The organism is Paenibacillus agri (assembly GCF_013359945.1).
GTDB lineage: Bacteria > Bacillota > Bacilli > Paenibacillales > Paenibacillaceae > Paenibacillus_AQ > Paenibacillus_AQ agri.
In genome coordinates this window covers 46,180-67,049 of sequence record NZ_JABWCS010000191.1, presented here as the reverse complement: position 1 = coordinate 67,049, position 20,870 = coordinate 46,180, and the positions used below count along the sequence as shown (strand labels likewise).

20 protein-coding genes and 1 rRNA gene are annotated in these 20,870 nt (G+C 49.5%); 20 read left to right on the top strand and 1 reads right to left on the bottom strand.

The genetic code is table 11. The annotated features are described in order from the left end of the window. Positions 1-3 precede the first annotated feature (3 nt). The 9 genes from rrf to pssA all read left to right on the top strand — a co-directional run bounded on the left by rrf (position 4) and on the right by pssA (position 10,281). Positions 4-120: ribosomal RNA gene (gene rrf / locus HPT30_RS05130) — 5S ribosomal RNA — on the top strand. Positions 121-532: 412 nt separating this feature from the next. Next, positions 533-1,708, top strand: a complete 1,176-nt coding sequence (locus HPT30_RS05125) for a GNAT family N-acetyltransferase (RefSeq protein ID WP_175370370.1) — start codon at positions 533-535, stop codon at positions 1,706-1,708. Between the two features lie 429 nt (positions 1,709-2,137). After that, positions 2,138-2,599 carry a CtsR family transcriptional regulator gene (locus HPT30_RS05120; RefSeq protein WP_066367794.1) on the top strand — a complete coding sequence of 154 codons (462 nt, stop codon included), beginning with the start codon at positions 2,138-2,140 and terminating at the stop codon, positions 2,597-2,599. A gap of 30 nt (positions 2,600-2,629) precedes the next feature. Then, the gene (gene mcsA, locus HPT30_RS05115) at positions 2,630-3,154 is read left to right on the top strand and encodes a protein-arginine kinase activator protein McsA (protein ID WP_175370369.1); all 525 of its coding nucleotides are present in this window, start codon (positions 2,630-2,632) and stop codon (positions 3,152-3,154) included. Between the two features lie 28 nt (positions 3,155-3,182). Continuing rightward, a complete protein-coding gene (gene mcsB / locus HPT30_RS05110) occupies positions 3,183-4,247 on the top strand; it encodes a protein-arginine kinase McsB (protein WP_175370368.1) in 1,065 nt (354 codons plus the stop codon). 36 nt (positions 4,248-4,283) lie between these two features. Then, positions 4,284-6,752: an ATP-dependent protease ATP-binding subunit ClpC gene (gene clpC, locus HPT30_RS05105; RefSeq protein ID WP_175370367.1), complete on the top strand. Its 2,469-nt coding sequence runs from the start codon at positions 4,284-4,286 to the stop codon at positions 6,750-6,752. Between the two features lie 271 nt (positions 6,753-7,023). Continuing rightward, positions 7,024-8,391: a DNA repair protein RadA gene (gene radA / locus HPT30_RS05100; protein WP_175370366.1), complete on the top strand. Its 1,368-nt coding sequence runs from the start codon at positions 7,024-7,026 to the stop codon at positions 8,389-8,391. Between the two features lie 13 nt (positions 8,392-8,404). Further along, the gene (disA, locus tag HPT30_RS05095; protein WP_066367769.1) at positions 8,405-9,478 is read left to right on the top strand and encodes a DNA integrity scanning diadenylate cyclase DisA; all 1,074 of its coding nucleotides are present in this window, start codon (positions 8,405-8,407) and stop codon (positions 9,476-9,478) included. Between the two features lie 65 nt (positions 9,479-9,543). Further along, positions 9,544-10,281 carry a CDP-diacylglycerol--serine O-phosphatidyltransferase gene (gene pssA / locus HPT30_RS05090; protein WP_175370365.1) on the top strand — a complete coding sequence of 246 codons (738 nt, stop codon included), beginning with the start codon at positions 9,544-9,546 and terminating at the stop codon, positions 10,279-10,281. A gap of 218 nt (positions 10,282-10,499) precedes the next feature. Here the strand turns inward: pssA and HPT30_RS05085 are convergent, their stop codons facing one another. Beyond that, positions 10,500-10,895, bottom strand: a complete 396-nt coding sequence (locus tag HPT30_RS05085) for a nucleoside triphosphate pyrophosphohydrolase family protein (protein ID WP_066367763.1) — start codon at positions 10,893-10,895, stop codon at positions 10,500-10,502. A gap of 212 nt (positions 10,896-11,107) precedes the next feature. Between HPT30_RS05085 and HPT30_RS05080 the strand changes: the two genes are divergently transcribed. From HPT30_RS05080 to rpmG, 11 genes are all read left to right on the top strand, one after another. Continuing rightward, positions 11,108-12,196, top strand: a complete 1,089-nt coding sequence (locus HPT30_RS05080) for a PIN/TRAM domain-containing protein (RefSeq protein WP_175370364.1) — start codon at positions 11,108-11,110, stop codon at positions 12,194-12,196. Positions 12,197-12,291: 95 nt separating this feature from the next. Continuing rightward, the gene (gene ispD / locus HPT30_RS05075) at positions 12,292-12,990 is read left to right on the top strand and encodes a 2-C-methyl-D-erythritol 4-phosphate cytidylyltransferase (protein ID WP_175370363.1); all 699 of its coding nucleotides are present in this window, start codon (positions 12,292-12,294) and stop codon (positions 12,988-12,990) included. Next, the gene (gene ispF, locus HPT30_RS05070) at positions 12,987-13,475 is read left to right on the top strand and encodes a 2-C-methyl-D-erythritol 2,4-cyclodiphosphate synthase (RefSeq protein WP_175370362.1); all 489 of its coding nucleotides are present in this window, start codon (positions 12,987-12,989) and stop codon (positions 13,473-13,475) included. Before ispD ends, ispF begins: the two co-directional genes overlap by 4 nt. A 52-nt stretch (positions 13,476-13,527) precedes the next feature. After that, positions 13,528-14,991, top strand: coding sequence for a glutamate--tRNA ligase (gltX, locus tag HPT30_RS05065; RefSeq protein WP_175370361.1), 1,464 nt, complete (start codon positions 13,528-13,530; stop codon positions 14,989-14,991). Positions 14,992-15,592: 601 nt separating this feature from the next. After that, positions 15,593-16,288, top strand: coding sequence for a serine O-acetyltransferase (gene cysE / locus HPT30_RS05060; protein WP_066367735.1), 696 nt, complete (start codon positions 15,593-15,595; stop codon positions 16,286-16,288). Positions 16,289-16,341: 53 nt separating this feature from the next. After that, positions 16,342-17,748 carry a cysteine--tRNA ligase gene (cysS, locus tag HPT30_RS05055; RefSeq protein ID WP_175370360.1) on the top strand — a complete coding sequence of 469 codons (1,407 nt, stop codon included), beginning with the start codon at positions 16,342-16,344 and terminating at the stop codon, positions 17,746-17,748. Continuing rightward, positions 17,745-18,182: a Mini-ribonuclease 3 gene (locus tag HPT30_RS05050; protein WP_175370359.1), complete on the top strand. Its 438-nt coding sequence runs from the start codon at positions 17,745-17,747 to the stop codon at positions 18,180-18,182. Before cysS ends, HPT30_RS05050 begins: the two co-directional genes overlap by 4 nt. A 37-nt stretch (positions 18,183-18,219) precedes the next feature. Further along, on the top strand, positions 18,220-18,981 hold the full coding sequence (gene rlmB / locus HPT30_RS05045; protein WP_175370358.1) for a 23S rRNA (guanosine(2251)-2'-O)-methyltransferase RlmB: 762 nt from the start codon (positions 18,220-18,222) through the stop codon (positions 18,979-18,981). Between the two features lie 2 nt (positions 18,982-18,983). Continuing rightward, positions 18,984-19,505: an NYN domain-containing protein gene (locus HPT30_RS05040; RefSeq protein ID WP_175370357.1), complete on the top strand. Its 522-nt coding sequence runs from the start codon at positions 18,984-18,986 to the stop codon at positions 19,503-19,505. Between the two features lie 166 nt (positions 19,506-19,671). Next, complete coding sequence (gene sigH, locus HPT30_RS05035) at positions 19,672-20,316, top strand: RNA polymerase sporulation sigma factor SigH (RefSeq protein ID WP_066367714.1); 645 nt, start codon at positions 19,672-19,674, stop codon at positions 20,314-20,316. Positions 20,317-20,717: 401 nt separating this feature from the next. Beyond that, positions 20,718-20,867: a 50S ribosomal protein L33 gene (gene rpmG, locus HPT30_RS05030; RefSeq protein ID WP_076099620.1), complete on the top strand. Its 150-nt coding sequence runs from the start codon at positions 20,718-20,720 to the stop codon at positions 20,865-20,867. The last annotated feature ends 3 nt before the right edge of the window (positions 20,868-20,870 follow it).

Below are 20,870 nucleotides of genomic sequence, written 5' to 3'. Positions count from 1 at the left end.
ATGTTTGGTGGCGATGGCGGAGGGGTTCCACGCGTACCCATCCCGAACACGACCGTTAAGCCCTCCAGCGCCGATGGTACTTGGACCGAAGGGTCCTGGGAGAGTAGGACGCCGCCAAGCAATTTAAACCATTGTTGAGTATTTCAACAATGGTTTTTTGCGTTGTGCAGACCTGTGGAAATGTTGTGGATAAATTCAGAAAAAGACAGAAAACTTACGCACATGTGGACACAATATCGTAAGATTGATCGTCACATTTTTGTGGATACAATGCACATTTATATTGGATCGTCAAGTGAAAAGCTGAGTAATACACGGTTTTTGTGGATAAAAAATTGAATATGTGGATAAAATCCGGTAATTCGGGGATAACTCTTGGGTTTGTTGAAATTTAATCCTTGTAGAGAAAACTTTGAGGTCTGGGTCTGTGGATAAGTTGTTAATATATTAGATTTTTTCTTTGAGTTAGCAATGAAAGTCGGATGCCTGTATACTCACATTAGATCGATTATCGTACAGATGAGGTGAGTTAATGGAGATCAGGCAATTGAATTCCACTGAATTTGAGGATAGCGTAAGCTTATCCCAATATGCTTTTCAGTATAAACTTTCCACCGAAGACAAAGAAAAGGGACAAGAAAGATTCAAGCCGGAACGGATTTGGGGAATCTTTGAGAACGGGGCGCTTAGCGCCATGCTAACGCTGCTTCCATTAGAGGTCAATTTACAAGGCCGAACCGTGTCTATGGGGGGAATTGCCGGTGTATCTACATGGCCGGAGAACCGCAGACAAGGACTTGTAGCCAAATTGTTGTCCCATACGCTGGAGACCATGAATGAAGCTGGACAAACCTTATCTTTTTTGCATCCTTTCCTGATCCCGTTCTATCGTAAATTTGGCTGGGAGATTTATTGTGAGACCAAGAATTATACTATTCCTGTTTCGAAGTTTCCTCGAAAAATCGATGTTAAAGGAATTGTTCGCCGCGATGTGCGGGAGGATCTTGAGAAGCTTGAACTATTATATAAACATTTTGCCTCCCAATATAACGGAACTCTCGTTCGAAGCAAAGACTGGTGGGAACACTCCGTCCTGAATGAGAATACTCATCATGCAGTCTTTTATTCACCAGAGGGTGATGCAGAAGGTTATATCCTGTATAGGTTGGAGAATAGAGAACTGATCATTAGAGAGTTTGTTTATTTGAATGAAGCCTCGCGTCAAGCACTATGGACCTTCCTGGCTAATCATGACTCGATGGTGACTGGAGCAGCGTTAAAGTTTGTTCCAAGTGATGATATTCTGCCTTTCCTGCTGCCCGACCCTCGAATTACTCAGGAGAATCATCCTTATTTTATGGGCCGGATTGTGAATGCCAAGGCTTTTGTGGAGGAGTATTCTTTCAGTGGACTAGCTTCTTCCCGTCAGCTAAAGTTATTTATTGAGGATCAGCATGCGCCGTGGAATCATGGACTTTGGGAATGGCAGGTTACTGACCAAGGGATAGCGTTTCTGGAAAAGATCGAAGGCGAGCGCGCACAAGGAGATGTGGTCCTGGATATTGGAACTTTGACGATACTACTACTAGGCTATAAACGTCCTGCGGAAATGGCCAAGGTAGGAAGGTTAACCGGAAGTGATACAGAAGTACAGTGGCTGGAGGATATCATACCGGCACAGAAGACGGCTTTGTTTGACTTTTTCTAATTCTAAACATTCATTTAAGACTCAGGCTCTTTCATGGCAATCGCTGTGAAGGAGCTTTTTACACCCCAATAGCGTATGATTTTACACTCAAGCTTCGAATACAATGATCACATTTTGTAAAAAATAAGAGTAGCCACTTGGCATTACAAAAAAATATGTTATAATATTAAAAAAGTCAAAGAAAGTCAAAGTCAACGCAAGCCAGAACAAGAGGGTGTTTTGAACTTCCCACTGACTTACAAGGTATGTGATTTCGAATGCTAAGGTCACACTATAGTGTTTGGTACCGTACCATGAAGTGGCTATGACGTCCAGGATTCGCCGTTTCGTTGCTGGGTAAGTTCTTTAAAGACCGCTTTGACCGGACTGTTGACATTCTTTCGAGTGGCAATATTGCAACATCAAGATTGGAATACTGGAGGATGAGTGATGCGTAATATCTCCGATATTATCGAACAATATCTGAAGAATATTTTGCATGAAAGTCCCGAAGGTACGGTGGAAATCCAGCGAAATGACCTGGCGGACCAGTTCTCATGCGTGCCGTCACAGATCAACTATGTCATCAGTACACGCTTTACTCTTCAAAAAGGTTACATCGTGGAGAGCAAACGCGGAGGCGGCGGTTATATCCGGATTCAGCGTTTTGAGTTACCTCAGAATGTGGCCTTGCATACCCATCTGAATCACACGATTGGGGCCGGAATTGATCAAAATACTGCCGAGGGGCTAATTTATCAGCTGGAGGAAGCCCGTTTTCTAACCCAGCGGGAAGCATGTCTTATGCGTGCTGCCATTTCCCGGGAATGCCTGACGGTTAAGCTTCCGTACCGGGATGAGATTCGTGCCAAGCTTATGAAGGCTATGCTAATCTCTTTATTGGGCAAATAAACGTCAATCCTAAGGGAGGGACTTTACCTTATGTTATGCCAGGAATGTGGCGCCAAGCCGGCAACGCTCCATTTTACTAAAATCGTGAATGGGGAGAAGACGGAATTTCATATTTGTGAGAGCTGTGCGCGGGAAAAGGGAGAACTGATTCCGGGAACAGCCGGAGGCTTCTCCATTCACAGTTTGCTCTCTGGTCTGCTTGATCTCGAAGGGGCAGGTAAGGAGAAGACAGCTGCAGCGAAGACCACACAAAGTCTCCAGTGCGAAAATTGCGGAATGACTTATTCCCAGTTCAGTAAACTTGGCCGCTTCGGCTGCAGCTCTTGTTACAAGTATTTCAACAGTGCCTTGGACCCGCTGTTCAAGCGTGTGCATGGTAGCACGGCGCATGTGGGCAAGATTCCGAAACGCGCCGGAGCACGGATTGTCTTCAGGCGTCAAATCGACGAACTGAAGCTGCAGTTGCAACAGAGCATCGCTCAGGAAGAGTTCGAAACCGCTGCTCATTTGCGGGATCAGATTCGTGAACTTGAAAAAGAAATCGCACAAGAGTAAAGTCTTTGATATATAGGGGGGATATGACATGTCAAGTCTCCGTTTTACCGAAAAAGCACTTAGTGACTGGATGCGCAGCGACGGTGACCATTCTGAGATTGTCATCAGCAGTCGTATGCGAATTGCCCGCAATTTGCAGCATCTCCCTTTCCCTCTGCTTGCATCGCTGGAGCAGTCGGAAGAGGTATTAGAGCAGCTTAGTCCTGTGTTTCAAGGAGAGGCTGCAGCAGATTTTGGCACCTTTCAGCTTTTGAGGCTGGATGATCTGGAGGAACTGGATAAGAAGGTACTGGTGGAGAAGCATCTCATCAGCCCTAACCTCGCCAATGATTCTCGCGGCGGAGCCGTAATTCTGAACGATGATGAGTCGGTCAGCATTATGATCAACGAAGAGGATCATCTGCGGATTCAGTGTCTTTTCCCCGGACTCCATGTCAAGGAAGCATGGGAGCGCGCCGCAGCCATTGACGATATCTTTGAGGCTTCAGTCAATTATGCTTTTGATGATAAAAGAGGATACCTCACTAGCTGTCCAACAAATGTTGGCACAGGTCTAAGGGCATCCGTGATGCTGCACTTGCCAGCTCTCGTCATGACGCATCAGATTAATCGCATCCTCTCGGCTGTGAATCAGGTGGGATTGACCGTAAGAGGAATTTATGGTGAAGGCAGCGAAGCAGTAGGGAACATCTTTCAGATCTCCAATCAAATTACCCTTGGACAAACTGAAAGTGAAATCATAGAGAACCTGCACAGCGTAGTGACACAGATTATCGAGCATGAACGAAATGCCCGTGAGCGTCTGCTGGCCGATTCAGCGCTGCGGATTACCGACCGGGTGATGCGTTCTTACGGTATTTTGTCCTATGCAGCAGTGATGGAACTGAAGGAATCTGCTCAACGTCTGTCGGATGTCCGGCTTGGTGTTGATCTGGGTATCCTGGAAGGGCCATCGCTCTCCGTGCTCAACGAGCTGAATGTCAAGACACAGCCTGGATTTTTGCAGAAAATGTTTGGCGACGAGATGACATCCACCGAACGCGATATGTATCGGGCGAAGCTGCTCCGCGAAACATTGGGATCACAACATTAATTATAGATATTTAATATTCATGGAGGTGCAGGAGATATGATGTTTGGAAGATTTACGGAACGCGCACAAAAAGTGCTTGCTTTGGCGCAGGAAGAAGCCGTTCGTTTGGGACACAATAATATTGGGACAGAACATATTTTGCTTGGGCTTATTCGCGAAGGAGACGGAATTGCCGCAAAAGCATTAATCGGTTTGGGTCTGGGTCTTGAGAAGATCCAGGACGAAGTGGAAACACTGATTGGCAGAGGCCAAGAGCAGCCTACGAACATTGCTTATACTCCTCGCGCCAAAAAAGTTATCGAGCTGTCGATGGACGAAGCCCGCAAGCTGGGTCACACGTATGTCGGCACGGAGCATATCCTGCTCGGGCTTATCCGTGAAGGAGAGGGCGTAGCTGCCCGTGTACTCAACAACCTGGGCATTAGCCTGAACAAGGCCCGCCAGCAAGTGCTGCAGCTTCTGGGCAGCAGTGAGGCGGCTTCCAGCCACACCGGTACTCCAGCTAATGTCAGCACACCAACGCTGGATGGTCTGGCTCGTGATTTGACGGCATATGCCAAGGACGGCAACCTTGACCCGGTTATCGGCCGGAGCAAAGAAATTGAGCGCGTAATTCAGGTGCTCAGCCGCCGTACTAAGAACAACCCGGTGCTGATTGGTGAGCCAGGGGTTGGTAAGACAGCTATTGCGGAAGGCTTGGCACAAAAGATCATCAACAATGAAATTCCCGAGACCCTGCGCGACAAACGTGTCATGACACTGGATATGGGTTCCGTAGTGGCCGGTACAAAATACCGCGGTGAGTTCGAAGACCGCCTGAAGAAAATTATGGACGAGATTCGCCAAGCGGGTAACATCGTGCTCTTCATCGACGAGTTGCATACTCTGATTGGTGCAGGTGGCGCGGAAGGTGCCATTGATGCCTCCAACATCTTGAAACCGGCCTTGGCCCGTGGAGAGCTGCAGTGCATCGGGGCAACGACGCTGGACGAATACCGCAAATATATTGAGAAAGATGCTGCCCTGGAGCGCCGCTTCCAGCCGATTACGGTGGATCAGCCTTCTCCAGAGGAAGCTGTACAGATTCTGTTTGGACTTCGCGACCGTTATGAAGCTCACCACCGTGTGAAGATTACGGATCAAGCGATTGTAGAAGCTGTTAAGCTGTCTGACCGTTACATTCCAGACCGGTTCCTTCCAGACAAAGCGATCGACCTGATCGACGAAGCGGGCTCCAAGGTAAGACTCAACTCCTACACGATTCCGCCGAATCTGAAGGAATTGGAAAGCCGCTTGGATGATATCCGCAAAGAGAAGGATGCTGCGGTACAAAGCCAGGAGTTTGAAAAAGCGGCTGCGCTGCGTGACACTGAACAGAAAATCCGTGAGGAACTGGATACCACTAAGAACCAGTGGAAAGAAAAACAAGGCCGTACCGATTCCGAGGTTACGCCTGAGGATATCGCACAGGTTGTGGCTAGCTGGACCGGCATTCCGGTCAGCAAGCTGAAAGAAGAAGAGACGGACCGCTTGCTGAACATGGAAGCTCTGCTTCATGAACGTGTCATCGGCCAGGATGAAGCCGTGAAGGCTGTGAGCCGGGCACTCCGCCGGGCACGTGCGGGTCTGAAAGATCCGAAGCGTCCAATGGGCTCCTTTATCTTCCTTGGACCAACTGGTGTGGGTAAGACAGAGCTGGCTCGTGCGCTAGCTGAAGCAATGTTCGGCGACGAGAATGCTGTGATTCGGATCGACATGTCGGAATACATGGAGAAGCACTCCACGTCCCGTCTGGTCGGAGCTCCTCCAGGGTATGTAGGATATGAAGAAGGTGGACAGCTGACCGAAAAAGTACGCCGTAAACCTTACTCTGTTGTCCTGCTGGATGAGATCGAGAAGGCGCATCCGGAAGTATTCAACATCCTGCTGCAAGTCCTTGAAGACGGTCGTCTGACCGACTCTAAGGGCCGGGTAGTCGACTTCCGCAACACACTGATCATTCTAACCTCCAACGTTGGAGCACAGGCGATCAAGAAGAATTCGACGCTGGGCTTCACCGCTGTACAAGATGCAGGAGCAGATTACAGCAATATGAAGGGTAAAGTTATGGAAGAGCTGAAGAAGAGCTTCCGCCCTGAATTCCTGAACCGGATTGACGAGATCATCGTCTTCCACTCTCTGGAAGAGAAGCATATTGCCGAGATCGTGACCTTGATGTCCGACGAGCTGCGCAAGCGGCTGCGTGAATATGACGTTGATTTTGTTCTTACGGATAAGGCCAAGGCGTTCCTGGCCAAGGAAGGATATGATCCTGCCTTTGGTGCTCGTCCACTTCGCCGGGCGATCCAGAAACATATTGAAGACCGTTTGTCCGAGGAATTGCTGAAAGGCAATATCCAAAAAGGCGATTCGCTGACCATTGATGAGGTTGATAACGAGCTTGTAGTTAACCGGGAAGTCAAACCAGAAAGCCTGCCTTTGGAAAAAGAAGTAGAAGCTGAATAAGAATTGTTATACAAAAGCCCTCAATTCTCCGATAAGAGAATTGGGGGCTTTTTTAAATAGTTCTGACTGAAACGGATACCGTCCCTTAGAGGACGGCAAAGCTGTTTCTACTTGCACGAAAGCATTCTTTTTAGGAAAACCGCCCATCCTAACGGGAAACAGGTGCAAATCGCTTCCGGAATGGCCTTTCGTTCAAGGGACAGAAATGGTAAACTTTTATTGGCAGGAAATATTCTGTTTTTTACAAAAGTTCGGACAGTAAGGAGAAGTCATGGCCAAAGCGAAAACAAAGTTTTACTGCACCGAATGCGGGTATGAATCACCCAAATGGTTTGGGAAATGCCCGGGCTGCCAGGCATGGAACTCCATGGTGGAGGAAACAGAAAGCGTAGTCAAAACCCAGGGCATGAGCGCCCCTATTTTTCATAGTAAAGAAAAAGCGCAGTCGATCATAAATATAGAAAGTGACAAGGAGCCGCGTATCCTGACAGGGATTGGCGAACTCAACCGTGTCCTGGGGGGCGGCATTGTGCCCGGCTCACTGGTGCTGGTGGGCGGCGATCCCGGGATTGGGAAATCCACGTTACTACTTCAGACCTCACATGCTTTAACGACGCAGGGGCTGCGCGTGCTGTATATCTCTGGGGAGGAATCAGTGCGCCAGACTCGTCTGCGTGCAGATCGCCTCGGGGCGTTGTCAGGTGAGCTATACGTGCTGTGTGAGACCAACATGGAAAGCATCGAGGAAGCGATAGAACAGATCCAGCCGCAGTTCCTTGTCATTGACTCCATTCAGACCGTATTTTTGCCTGAGGTCACGAGTGCACCTGGCAGTGTTACACAGGTTCGGGAATGTACGACAAGATTCATGAGAATCGCCAAAATCCGCGGGATTGCCACAGTGCTTGTAGGGCATGTCACCAAGGAGGGAGCCATCGCTGGACCGCGGATGCTGGAACACATGGTGGATTGTGTGCTGTATTTCGAAGGGGAGCGCCATCATACGTACCGGCTACTGCGTGCGGTCAAGAACCGCTTTGGTTCTACCAATGAGATTGGCATCTTCGAAATGGGCGAGGGAGGACTTGTTGAGGTCGAGAACCCTTCCGAGCTTTTCCTGTCAGAACGCCCGCTTGGGGTGGCGGGATCGACAGTTGTGGCCAGTATGGAGGGCACGCGGCCGGTGCTTGTGGAGCTGCAAGCCCTTGTCGCAGCGACGCATTTTCCGTCTCCCCGGCGAATGTGTACGGGGATGGATCACCAGCGGATGGCACTGATCATCGCCGTGCTGGAGAAACGGATGGGCATGTTCTTACAGAATCAGGATGCCTATCTCAATGTAGCCGGTGGTGTGAAGCTGGATGAGCCAGCGATTGATCTCGCCGTGGCTGTCAGCATCGCCTCCAGTTTTCGGGATATTTCGACTAAACCGTATGATGTATTCTTCGGGGAGGTCGGTCTTACCGGTGAGGTGAGGGGCGTGTCGCGTGCAGAAACACGTGTTAAGGAAGCAGCGAAACTTGGCTTCCGGCGGGTCATCATGCCTGAGAAGAGCATGAAGGGCTGGAAGCACCCGCAAGATATTCAGATTATTGGCGTCAGTACCGTAGCAGATGCACTATCGGTCGCGTTAGATTAGGGGGCACAGGGACATGAAAGAAAACCTATCAGATAATATGAATGATCTGCTCAGACTGGCGGCACCCGGCACACCTTTCCGGGAAGGGCTGGAGAACGTATTACGTGCCAAGACTGGCGCGCTTATCGTCGTTGGATACAGTCCAGAGGTGATGGCAGTTGTAGACGGCGGATTTTCCATTAATTGCGATTTTTCGCCAAACTATTTGTATGAGCTGGCCAAGATGGACGGGGCCATTATCCTAAGCGAGGATCTTAAGCGGATACTGTATGCCAACACACAGCTAATCCCGGACTCCTCGATCTCCTCCATTGAGACAGGTATCCGCCACCGGACAGCTGAGCGCGTAGCTAAGCAAACCGGAAAACTGGTGGTTTCCATCTCCCAGCGCCGGAATATAATTACGCTATATCAAGGCTCTATCCGCTATGCTTTGAAGGAGATCGGTGCTATTCTTGCGAAGGCGAATCAAGCCATTCAGACATTGGAGAAGTACAGAGCAGTACTGACACAAGGTCTGACCAACCTGTCCGCCTCCGAGTATGAGGGGATTGTAACAGTAGCTGAAGTGGTTGGAGTCATCCAACGGGTGGAAATGGTGCTGCGGATTAAAATGGAAATCAAACGCTACATCAACGAGTTGGGCAATGAAGGCCGCTTGATTAGCATGCAGATGGAAGAACTGGTCGGAAATACAGAGGAAGAAGCATGGCTTTTGTACAGAGACTATGCAAGGGAAGAACAAGAGGAAAAGATCCGCGAAATTATTGCTGGGCTTAAACGGGCGTCGGACGATGAACTGATGGACGATAACCATATCGCCCGCTTATTGGGTTATTCCTCCACAGCCGTTGCTTCGGAAGAAGTAGTGACACCACGTGGGTACCGCCTGCTTAACAAAATTCCGCGACTGCCGAATGTGATCATTCACAATCTGGTGGAGCGTTTTGAGATGCTCCCTAACTTAATGACGGCCAGCATTGCAGAATTGGACGAAGTTGACGGGATCGGCGAGGTGCGAGCCCGCAATATTCAGGATGGTTTAAAACGTTTGCAGAAACAAGTGCTTATTGACAGGCAAATGTAAATATCATACAATCACGTAATATTAGTGATGCAGAGGCTCAAAGTTAGAATGTAGAGGTGAAGAATTTGATACAAAAATCAATTCCGAGTCTGTTTACCATCGGTAACCTGATGCTCGGAATGTTTGGGATCATGATGGCGCTCGATGGCAAGGTTAGTATGGCTGCGATCATGGTTATTATTGCAATGTTACTTGATGGTCTGGATGGCCGTGTGGCTCGTGCCCTCAAGTGTGAGAGTGAATTCGGCAAGGAGCTCGATTCATTGTCGGATATTGTATCGTTTGGGGTTGCTCCCGCGTTGATTATGTATATGACGAGTTTACAGGACCTCAATTCAGCATTGGGTTGGACGGTTACTGCTATCTTCCCGGTGTTCGGCGCACTCCGCCTAGCCCGTTTTAACGTACGCCCGGGAGTTCCCGGTTATTTTATCGGTTTGCCAATACCTGCCGCTGGTGGCGTTGTCGCCACATTGGCGCTTTTCCATAAAGATGTGTCCCCTGGATTCATGATTGTGGCGACTCTGCTCTTATCTTATCTGATGGTAAGTACGGTGAAATACCCGAATTTCAAAAAGATTGGTCTGCCTAAGAAAGCAATGATTGGCGCGCCGCTGGTGATTGTTGTTGCCGTGGTCGTGGCCGTGATTTTCCCTGAACAAATTGCCAAACTGATCTTTGTGCTACTGGGTCTTTATGCATTATACGGCTTCAAGCAGAATCTTGATCGTTTGACAGCAAGACGCCGTCACCGCCGGAGAAGACGCTCTGAAGACAAAGTGTATCATTCCAAGAACGGCTAACAGCGGGAGCCTACGGTTGTGGATTAGAATATGTTGATATGAGAAAGGCTTTGCGGTCCTGTATGGACAGCAGAGTCTTTTCTTCGTAAACGCAAAAAAACGGATACCGTCCAATGAAGGCGGTACCCGTTTTCTTTTTATATGCGGAACCTTATAAAATGGCGATGTTTCGAACATGAATTACAAACTGAAGTGAAATACGGCACACTTGCTTGAGCTTAGGATAGATTGAACAATCCCAACGTTGCGCATTTCTGCGATTCCTTCTCTACAACCTCGTCCATGTTGATATCAAGTAAATTGCAGAGGGCGGACATATAAAACAACTCACGGCCGAGCTCGGAGCCGATTACCTCCCGGCAATTCTCACACAACTGGCCCTCTACGTGGGTACCGGCGAGTTCTTTCGCATGTTCTAGCCCGGCACCGGGCTCAAAAACCTGTTTCGTGGCATGCAACTGAATGCAGCCGCATTCTGTGATGGCTTTGACAACGGCGCGGTTGACGGATGCACTGCTCTGTCCGTTCTTGGACAGCACATCCAGCAGACTACGGTGACGGAGCAGCAGTTCGGAGACTTGATCCTGAAAGGCCTGTAAACTTAGTGCGCTCATTTCCATTCACCCCTGGGTTCGTAATTGAGTTCATTATATGCCAGGGCCTCCACTATTTTCAACCCGGAAGTAAGACATCCCGCTGCAATAGCCCTATATAAACTCTTTGCGTAGAAAAAATAACAGTGCCTGCGATTATTGTCCTAAAAATTGGAACATACTGGTGAGGAATACATCATTTTAGGATGAATATAGAAGGAGGTGCGCGAGTTATGTGGAAAAAATTGATTTTGTCCTTCGTTGCAATCTGCGGAGGCTGGGGCGGTTATACGTTATATCATGCGGCAGAAAAAAGTTTTCCTATAGGTGCAGGAAGATTGGCAGATAGCCTGCCAGTGGAGGGAAGCATTTTATTCGCGGTGCTGGGAGCCATTATTTTTCTGATTGCGGGAACATTAAGCGCAGAATGGGGAGGTGCAAAGCTACGGGAGGCGGTTCAGTACTGTGCACGTGTACCCATGAATGAGTTGGCCGCAGGGGCCGCTGGTTTGACCGGAGGTCTGGTGCTGTCGATTCTGCTGCATCCTGCTATGGGCTGGCTTGGGAAGGCCGGACAGCTGCTTCAGGTAGCTGCTACGATTGCCTTGGGATATATGGGGATGCGGATCGGCCTGGAGAAAAAGCAGGAACTGGCCAAGCTGTGGACCAGCGGCCGCTTCGGGCAAGCAGACGAGCCAGAGGGCCGCGGGCTGGAGGAACATAAAATTCTGGACACTAGCGTTATCATCGACGGACGGATTGCCGATATCTGCAAGACCGGATTTATCGAAGGAACGATTGTCATTCCTGAATTTGTCCTGGAGGAGCTGCAGCATATTGCCGACTCTTCCGATCTGCTCAAGCGTAACCGTGGACGACGCGGACTTGATATTTTGAATAAAATCCAGAAAGAGCTGGATGTAAAAGTTCTGATCTATGAGGGTGACTTCGAAGAGATCTCCGAGGTGGACAGCAAGCTGGTCAAGCTAGCCAAGGTGCTGCGGGGCAAAGTTGTCACCAACGATTTTAACTTGAACAAAGTATGCGAGCTGCAGGGGGTATCCGTGCTTAATATCAATGATCTTGCCAACGCAGTGAAGCCAGTCGTGCTTCCCGGAGAAGAGATTATTGTACAAGTTATCAAGGATGGCAAGGAGCATGGACAGGGAGTGGCTTATCTCGATGACGGAACGATGATTGTCGTTGAAGGCGGACGTGAATATATTGGTACGACGATGGAAGTTCTGGTGACCAGTGTTCTTCAGACCTCGGCCGGCCGGATGATCTTTGCCAAGCCGAAGCTGCTGGAGAAGGCACAATAAGCCTGAACATCACTTGTATAAGGTCTGAAATGGGTTGGAAATGCCGGTCAAACACGTTATGATGGGGGTATACGTGAAAGACAGGAGCTTAGGGAATGTCAAACAGTGTGGGCGTCGTAATTGTAGCGGCAGGCAAAGGAACACGGATGGGAACGGCAGAAAGCAAGCAGTACTTGCTGCTGGAAGGCAAACCGATTGCTGTACATACGCTGGAGGTGTTTCAGCGGCATGAGCGGATCTCGGAGATCGTCCTCGTTACCGGGGCTGAGGATATGGAGCGATGCCAGGAATGGATAGCATCCTATAAGCTGGACAAGGTCAAGGCGATTGTTCCAGGCGGCTCCGAGCGACAGCACTCGGTGTACAGAGGACTACTGCAACTGAGCACCGAATGGGTAATGGTCCATGACGGTGTCCGGCCGTTCGTGCATCCTCGTGAGATTGAGGCCTGTTACCAGCAGGCGCTTCAGAGCGGAGCCGCTGTGTTGGCCGTTCCGGTCAAGGATACGATCAAGCAGGTGGACAGCGGGGGGACCGTTGTTTCTACACCGGATCGGCGAAGTCTGTGGGCGATTCAGACCCCGCAGACTTTTCGTCTGTCTGATTTGCTGATGGCCTATGAAGCGGCAGAGCAGGATGGATTTCTCGGTACAGATGATTCCAGTCTGGCCGAACGCGCCGGTATTGCTGTGTCTGTAGTAGAGGGCAGCTACAGGAATATTAAGATTACGACGCGTGAAGATCTTGATTTTGCGGAATTCACAGAAAGAACCAGGGGAGAGGGAGACAAATGATTGCTGTAGGACAAGGGTTTGATGTGCATCAGTTGGTGGAAGGCAGGCCATGCATTATCGGTGGAGTGACCATTCCATATGAAAAGGGGCTGCTGGGCCACTCCGATGCCGACGTGCTGCTGCACGCGGTTAGTGACGCTATTCTGGGCGCACTGGGGCTGGGGGATATCGGCCGTCATTTTCCGGATACCGATGAGGCTTTCAAAGATGCTGATAGCTTGAAACTGTTGGAAGAGGTATGGGCGCTTGCGCGGGAGCGGGGATACAAGCTTGGGAACATCGATTCCACTATTATTGCCCAAAAGCCGAAGATGGCACCGTATATTCCACAAATGACGGAAATTATCGCGCGTGCACTGGGAGCAGATAGCACTCAGGTCAATGTCAAAGCAACCACAACTGAGCAGCTTGGCTTTGCCGGACGCGGCGAGGGGATAGCAGCCCAATCTATTGTCTGTCTGCTTAAAGATGTGATATCATCATGAGATGGCTGAACCAGAGATTTTAACTTCTAACAACATGAGCGGAGGGATTGAAATGGCGGATGAAATCCGGGTGCGCTACGCACCGAGCCCTACGGGACATTTACATATCGGAAACGCCAGAACGGCGTTGTTTAATTATCTGTACGCCCGCAATAAGGGCGGGAAATTCATTATCCGGATCGAAGATACGGACGTGAAACGCAATATCGCCGGAGGCGAGGAAAGCCAACTGAAATACTTGAAGTGGCTGGGTATTGAGTGGGATGAAAGTATTGATGTGGGCGGCGAATACGGGCCGTACCGTCAGACTGAGCGGCTCGATTTGTACCGTGTTCACTGGCAGGACCTGCTGGACCGTGGACTGGCTTATCGCTGCTACTGCACTGAGGAGGAGCTGGAAGCAGAGCGCGAAGAGCAGATGGCTCGGGGCGAGACTCCGCGTTATTCCGGTAAGCACCGTGATCTGACCGAGGAGCAGCGCCTTGCGTATGAAGCCGAAGGGCGTGTAGCCAGCATCCGTTTCCGGGTGCCGGAAGACCGTACGTATACTTTTGATGATATCGTTAAAGGTAATATTTCTTTCAATACGAAGGAAATGGGCGACTTTGTTATTGTGAAAAAAGATGGAATTCCAACTTACAACTTCGCAGTTGCGGTGGACGACTATCTAATGAAAATCTCGCATGTGCTGCGTGGAGAAGACCATATCTCCAACACGCCACGTCAGCTGATGATTTATGAAGCACTGGGCTGGGAGCCGCCGTTATTCGGACATATGACATTGATTGTTGGCGAGAATCACAAGAAGCTCAGCAAGCGCGATGAATCGGTTATCCAATTCATTGAGCAGTATGATGGGCTCGGATATTTGCCGGAAGCGATGTTCAATTTCATTTCTCTGCTCGGCTGGTCGCCGGAAGGGGAAGAGGAGATTTACAGCAAGGAAGAACTCATCCGTATCTTTACATCGGACAGACTGTCCAAGAGTCCAGCTGTGTTCGATACCAACAAGCTGGCCCACTTGAACAACCATTATATTAAAAACGCTGATCCGAAGCGGATTGCTGCGCTGGCTATTCCTCATCTGCAGCAAGCGGGAAGACTTCCTGCTGAACTTAATGAAGAAGAACAGGCCTGGGCGGAAAGCCTGGTAGCTCTTTATCAGGAACAACTGGTGTCGGCTTCCGATATCGTTGGTCTGTCAGAGTTGTTCTTCCGCAGCGATCTGGAGCTGGAAGCTGACGCTGCACAGGTACTGGCGGAAGATACGGTCCCTGTAGTGCTATCTGCATTCCTGGCGAAGGTCGAAGGCACCTCCGAGTTTGGTGCAGCTCATATCGCTGTTTTGATCAAGGAAGTACAGAAGGAGACCGGAAATAAGGGCAAAGCGCTGTTCATGCCGATCCGTGTCGCATTGACTGGACAAACTCATGGCCGTGATCTCAATGCCACGATTGCCCTGCTGGGTCAAAACCGGGTCATTGAACGCTTGAAATCGCAAATTAAAGGAGCCTAGGCGCTGCTGGGCGATTGCGGACTGCCCCTTGTCAGTCCTTCATCTTTTCGCTAAGATAGAAGAATACTATAATAGCTGTGATCAGGAAAAGTACGTGCAATAAGGCAATTTCCAGAGAGAATAACCGCGAAGAGTTCAACCTTTTCAGGCTGAGAGTTATTCATTTGTCTGCCACGGAACATGCGCCTGTGAGCTGCACGGCTGAGCGTCCTTTTGCAAGGGTTCGTTAGGTTGCGCCGGCACGTCCCCGTTATGGACGCCAAGGGGGACGGAGAACCTGCTGCTATGATATTCACGGCAGCCGAGAGCTCGTCCAAGCAGAGTGGAACCGCGTTTTAACGTCTCTGCAGCATTATGCTGCAGAGGCGTTTTTTATTGATTTTCCATTCTGGCATAGGAAATGATTGTTTGTATGCGGGCAGTCAAAGTAGGTAATGCGGCATATGCTGGAGCAGAGAGTCTTTGAAGGAATTGGGACATTCCCGAGTGGGTCTTATAGAAGCTTTTTATAGAGAGACAGACAGGGTGTTGTTCCAGAAGACATTATCTTCCGCGCAGACCTGTAAGCAGGAGGCAAGGAAGTCAAGAGAAGGGGAGCGCGATGTTTAAGCATATCAAGTCGGACATTCGGGCTGTTTTTGACAATGATCCCGCGGCCCGAAGCTGGTTTGAGGTTGTCTTCACCTATGCAGGTCTGCACGCTATTTGGGGTCATCGGCTCGCTCATTATTTTTTCAAGCGTCATTTTTATACACTCGCGCGCATAGTGTCGCAATTCAGCAGATTTATGACCGGCGTGGAGATTCATCCCGGGGCTGTTATCGGCAACAGGCTGTTTATTGACCATGGCATGGGTATTGTCATCGGCGAGACCTGTGAGATTGGTGACGATGTCATCATTTATCAAGGGGTCACGCTGGGGGGGACAGGTAAGGAAAAAGGCAAACGCCATCCTACAATAGGTAATAATGTAGTCATTGGTTCCGGTGCGAAGGTATTAGGATCCTTCCGAATCGGCGACAATTCTAATATAGGCTCCAATGCGGTTGTCCTGCGCGAAGTGCCGAACAATAGCACCGTTGTAGGGAATCCGGGTCGTGTGGTCAAACGCAACGGGGAACGCGTATCGGATCGACTCGATCATACGAAGATGCCAGATCCGCTTGTCGATTCACTCCGCTTTTTGCAGAAGGAGATTGAAGAGATAAGGGAGCAGCTGGGCGGTACAGAAGACAAACAGAAGGCCGAGCAGCGGCGTCTCGAAAGCCAGCAGTACATTGGCGATTATGAAATTTAAGTTTACCGGTATTCAAAAGGGGAACCGGCGATAACAGAAGGGATTGGAATGAGATGGCTTTGCAAATTTACAACACTATGACGCGCAGTAAGGAACAGTTTGTACCGCAGGAACCGGGCAAGGTGAAGATGTACGTATGCGGTCCTACTGTATACGGATATATGCATATCGGTAATGCCCGTCCGGTTATCGTATTCGACACCGTTCGTAATTATCTGGAGCAGCTCGGCAACGAGGTTCGGTATGTTACGAACTTCACGGATGTCGATGACAAGATGATCCGCAAGGCAGAAGAGATGAACATTACGGTGGCCGAAGTGGCGGAAATGTTCATAGCAGCTTACTACGAGGATCTCAAAGGACTGGATGTCAAGCCGGCCACATTGAATCCGCGAGTAACGGATAGTATGGGGATCATCATCGGGTTCATTAAGGATCTTGAAGATAAGGGCTATGCCTATGAAAGCGGCGGGGACGTGTTCTACCGTACGGCGAAGTTCAAGGATTACGGCAAGCTGTCGCGTCAGAACCTGGAGGAACTGCAGTTTGGGATTCGGGTAGAAGTGGATGTTCGCAAGGAGAAACCCGAGGATTTTGTACTCTGGAAAGCGGCGAAGCCTGGAGAGGTATATTGGGAAAGTCCATGGGGAGCAGGTCGCCCAGGTTGGCACATCGAGTGCTCGGCTATGGCGCGGGAGTTCCTTGGTGACACTATGGATATCCACGGTGGTGGACAGGATCTGCAGTTCCCGCACCATGAATGCGAATGCGCACAGACTGAGGCGCTGACCGACAAGCCGCTGTCTAATTATTGGATGCATAATGGTTTCCTTAATATTGGTGACGAGAAAATGTCGAAATCACTCGGAAACGGCCTCTTGGTAAAGGATATCCGTGAGCGCTTCAAGGCGGGAGCGATCCGTTACTTCATGCTTTCCACACACTACCGCAACCCGCTGAACTTCACGACGGATGCGTTGGCCTCAGCGGAGAAAAGTGTGGAGCGGATATCCGGTGCGGTAAGCAATGTGAAGCATCGCTTGGAACTAGCTGGAAACGCGGACGAAGCTGTGGTAAGTAAGGAAATCAGCGACAAGTTAGACGGTATTCTGGCGGTGTTCCATGCCAAGATGCAGGATGACTTCAATACGCCAGATGCTATTACAGCTGTATTCGATTGGGTGAGCCTGGCCAACCTGACTTTGGCGGATAATCATGTTGCTGCTGCCGATCTGGCTGCGCTGCTGAAGGCTTTTGAAGAAATGAACAAGGTGCTGATCTTGACGTCTGAAGCTGAAGAAGAAGTAGCAGGCGAGGAAGTGGAGCGGCTGATTGCCGAACGGGCAGAGGCACGCACGAATAAGAACTGGGCTCGTTCTGATGAGATTCGCGATGAACTGAGCGCGATGGGAATTCTGCTTGAAGACACTCCGCAGGGAATGCGGTGGCGGCGTAAATGAGTGATGAAGAAACGATGAACTTTGCAGGGTGGTTTCCGTATGATCCATCCAAACCGGCGCGGCTCCTCTCACCTGTCGTACTAGCGTACGTAGGTGATGCTATTTATGAGGTTGCCGTCCGGCAATACCTCGTATCCCTGCCGAATCTGCGGCCCAATCATTTGCATCGTACGGCAACGGGACTGGTATCAGCCAAGGCGCAGTGTGCCATCCTTGCTCATCTGGAGCCGGTGCTGACTGAAGAAGAGCAGAATATTGCCCGCCAAGGGCGGAATGCGAAGTCGGGAACGATCCCAAAGAACGCTAATGTGTTGGAATACCGTCATGCTACGGCTTTTGAATGTTTGATCGGGTATTTATACTATACGGGACAGCAGGCAAGATTACAGGAAATTGTGCACATCGGCATAGAGTTTATGCAGAACCGGCCATGATCTGATTAGGAATGACCATAAACAGGAGGCAATAAAAATGGAAGAATTGAAGACAGAAGAAGAAATATTGGCCGGAAAGCATTCTGTGCTAGAGGCGCTGCGTGCAGGCCGTACTTTGAATAAAATATGGATCGCCGAAACGGCGCAAAAGCATCTGACTGCACCAATCGTAGCTGAAGCCCGCAAAGCGGGTATTGTGATTCAGCATGTGGACAAGCGTAAGCTGGACCAATTAGCTCCAGGTGTGCAGCACCAGGGTGTAGTTGCACAAGCGGCACCGTTTGCTTATGTAGAGGTTGAAGACTTGCTGGCCGTGGCGGCAGCCAAAGGAGAAGCTCCTTTTCTCATTTTGCTAGATGAAATTGAAGATCCTCATAACCTCGGTTCCATTCTGCGTACTGCAGATTGCACCGGCGTTCATGGTGTTATTGTACCGAAGCGCCGTTCTGCGCAAATTACTGCGACGGTTTCCAAAACTTCAGCGGGTGCGGTGGAATATGTTCCGGTAGCGCGTGTGACTAATCTTGGACAGACTATCGATCGCCTGAAGGAACAAGGTATATGGGTAGTGGGTACCGATGTCGATACCGACCAGGATCTGTACGCTTCTGATATTTTCACAGGACCGGTAGCTGTTGTAATCGGTAATGAGAACAAGGGAATGGGGCGTCTGATTCGGGAAAAATGCGATGTCCTGCTGAAGCTGCCGATGTCCGGAAAAATCAATTCTCTTAACGCTTCCGTTGCTGCGGGCGTAGTGATGTACGAAGCGCTGCGCCGCCGGCGTCAGCAGGGATAGCTATGGCCGACTGGCGCGATGTGCTACTAGTAGACGGATATAACATGATTGGCGGCTGGCCGGACCTTGCGGCATTGTCGAAGAAGGGTATGCAGGAAGCGCGTGACAGGCTTCTGGATCTGCTGGCGGATTATCAGGCATATTCGGGCCGCCGGGTCATCGCCGTTTTTGATGCATACCGCGTTCCAGGGCTGGGACGGTCGTTTGTGCAGGGCAAAGTTCAGGTCTATTTCACGAAGGAAAAGGAAACCGCTGATGAATGCATCGAACGGCTGGTGGGAGAATACAGTCACCGCCGCAGGCAGATTTATGTGGCTACCAGCGATTTTGTGGAACAGCATGTTATTTTTGCGCAAGGCGCACTGCGGATTTCGGCAAGGGAATTACGGCTTGAAGTAGAAGCTAATCAGAAGGAAGTCAAGAAAGCTATAGAGCCGGGAAGCACTGGTTCAATAAGGCATTCTCTAGAGGATAAATTGCCCCCCGATGTGCGCAGCAGGCTGGAGAATTGGCGGCGGCAATGAAAAAATACGGAAATTGACCCGGAAATGTCATTGTAAACCCATATAATGCTATTCATGATTGTTTTTGGGGAAACTTCGGTTGACGTTTTTAGGTAACATAATATATACTGTTCGTATATTTCGCGAAGTAACGATGTGTCTTGCGTTGCAGCCGGGGGGATTCTTGGTGAGTGTCGACCTCAAGGAAATAATGCTGTCCGAGTATGATTTCATAAGCGATGAAGATATTGTCGAGGCTTTCCGTGGTGGCGACAGTGGCGCATTGGAGCATTTAATTAACAAATACCGTAATTTTGTACGTGCCAAAGCGCGTTCCTACTTTTTGATCGGGGCTGACCGCGAAGATATTGTCCAGGAAGGCATGATCGGCCTGTACAAAGCCATTCGTGATTTCAAGGGAGACAAGCTGTCTTCTTTCAAAGCTTTTGCAGAGCTGTGCATCACAAGACAGATTATTACTGCGATCAAGACGGCAACTCGTCAGAAGCATATTCCGCTCAATTCCTACGTATCTCTGGACAAGCCTATTTATGATGAGGATTCCGACCGGACACTGATGGATGTGATCTGTGGGTCTCAGGTGCTTGATCCCGAAGAGCTGATTATTAATCAGGAGGAATTCATCGGGCTGGAAGACAAGATGGCGGAGATCCTTAGTGATCTGGAGCGTAAAGTGCTGATGCTCTATCTGGATGGCCGTTCCTATCAGGAAATTGCCGAGGACTTGAAGCGGCATGTGAAGTCCATCGACAATGCTTTACAGCGAGTGAAGCGCAAATTGGAAAGATATCTGGAAGTGCGTGACAATTGATGATATAATGGACAAGAGAGACTCGGGTAAACGAGTCTTTTTTTAGTGGAATTTTAATTTTCGGTTGTTTATTCTGATATAGTAGCCGGAACGGAAGATTCTTAACTTTTGCAGCAAAAATGCTAGAACGCCGTGCAGACAGGTTTATTCACAGTCGGAATGCTCCATAATGATAAGGATGACAGCGAAAACCAGTGGAAAAGACAAGACCAAAGGCAGGGTACATCACGTGACGATAACACCCGGAAATACCCAGTGCAGTAGGGCAATTCTTTCGTTGACACAGGCCTTGACATTATGCTAAAGTGTTTTAGGTAGGCCTAAATTCGCGGCATTTTTTAGGATCAATTTTGCGTCTTCTAATTTTACCGTTAGAAGGACGTCTTCGGGAGGTGCACATCATGCGGGTAATTATCACTTTGGCTTGTACAAGTTGCAAACAAAGAAACTATGCGACAACCAAAAACAAGCGAAATCACCCCGACCGCATGGAGATGAAGAAATTTTGCAAGTATTGTAACTCGCAAACTCCTCATCGCGAAACCAGATAGTCT

Coding starts and splice junctions, on each gene's coding strand:
- rpmG (WP_076099620.1), top strand. CDS start 20,718: ATGCGGGTAATTATCACTTTGGCTTGTACAAGTTGCAAACAAAGAAAC.
- mcsB (WP_175370368.1), top strand. CDS start 3,183: ATGTCAAGTCTCCGTTTTACCGAAAAAGCACTTAGTGACTGGATGCGC.
- HPT30_RS05125 (WP_175370370.1), top strand. CDS start 533: ATGGAGATCAGGCAATTGAATTCCACTGAATTTGAGGATAGCGTAAGC.
- ispD (WP_175370363.1), top strand. CDS start 12,292: ATGTCAAACAGTGTGGGCGTCGTAATTGTAGCGGCAGGCAAAGGAACA.
- cysE (WP_066367735.1), top strand. CDS start 15,593: ATGTTTAAGCATATCAAGTCGGACATTCGGGCTGTTTTTGACAATGAT.
- HPT30_RS05050 (WP_175370359.1), top strand. CDS start 17,745: ATGAGTGATGAAGAAACGATGAACTTTGCAGGGTGGTTTCCGTATGAT.
- ispF (WP_175370362.1), top strand. CDS start 12,987: ATGATTGCTGTAGGACAAGGGTTTGATGTGCATCAGTTGGTGGAAGGC.
- clpC (WP_175370367.1), top strand. CDS start 4,284: ATGATGTTTGGAAGATTTACGGAACGCGCACAAAAAGTGCTTGCTTTG.
- gltX (WP_175370361.1), top strand. CDS start 13,528: ATGGCGGATGAAATCCGGGTGCGCTACGCACCGAGCCCTACGGGACAT.
- HPT30_RS05040 (WP_175370357.1), top strand. CDS start 18,984: ATGGCCGACTGGCGCGATGTGCTACTAGTAGACGGATATAACATGATT.
- mcsA (WP_175370369.1), top strand. CDS start 2,630: ATGTTATGCCAGGAATGTGGCGCCAAGCCGGCAACGCTCCATTTTACT.
- HPT30_RS05080 (WP_175370364.1), top strand. CDS start 11,108: ATGTGGAAAAAATTGATTTTGTCCTTCGTTGCAATCTGCGGAGGCTGG.
- HPT30_RS05085 (WP_066367763.1), bottom strand. CDS start 10,895: ATGAGCGCACTAAGTTTACAGGCCTTTCAGGATCAAGTCTCCGAACTG.
- disA (WP_066367769.1), top strand. CDS start 8,405: ATGAAAGAAAACCTATCAGATAATATGAATGATCTGCTCAGACTGGCG.
- rlmB (WP_175370358.1), top strand. CDS start 18,220: ATGGAAGAATTGAAGACAGAAGAAGAAATATTGGCCGGAAAGCATTCT.
- HPT30_RS05120 (WP_066367794.1), top strand. CDS start 2,138: ATGCGTAATATCTCCGATATTATCGAACAATATCTGAAGAATATTTTG.
- radA (WP_175370366.1), top strand. CDS start 7,024: ATGGCCAAAGCGAAAACAAAGTTTTACTGCACCGAATGCGGGTATGAA.
- cysS (WP_175370360.1), top strand. CDS start 16,342: ATGGCTTTGCAAATTTACAACACTATGACGCGCAGTAAGGAACAGTTT.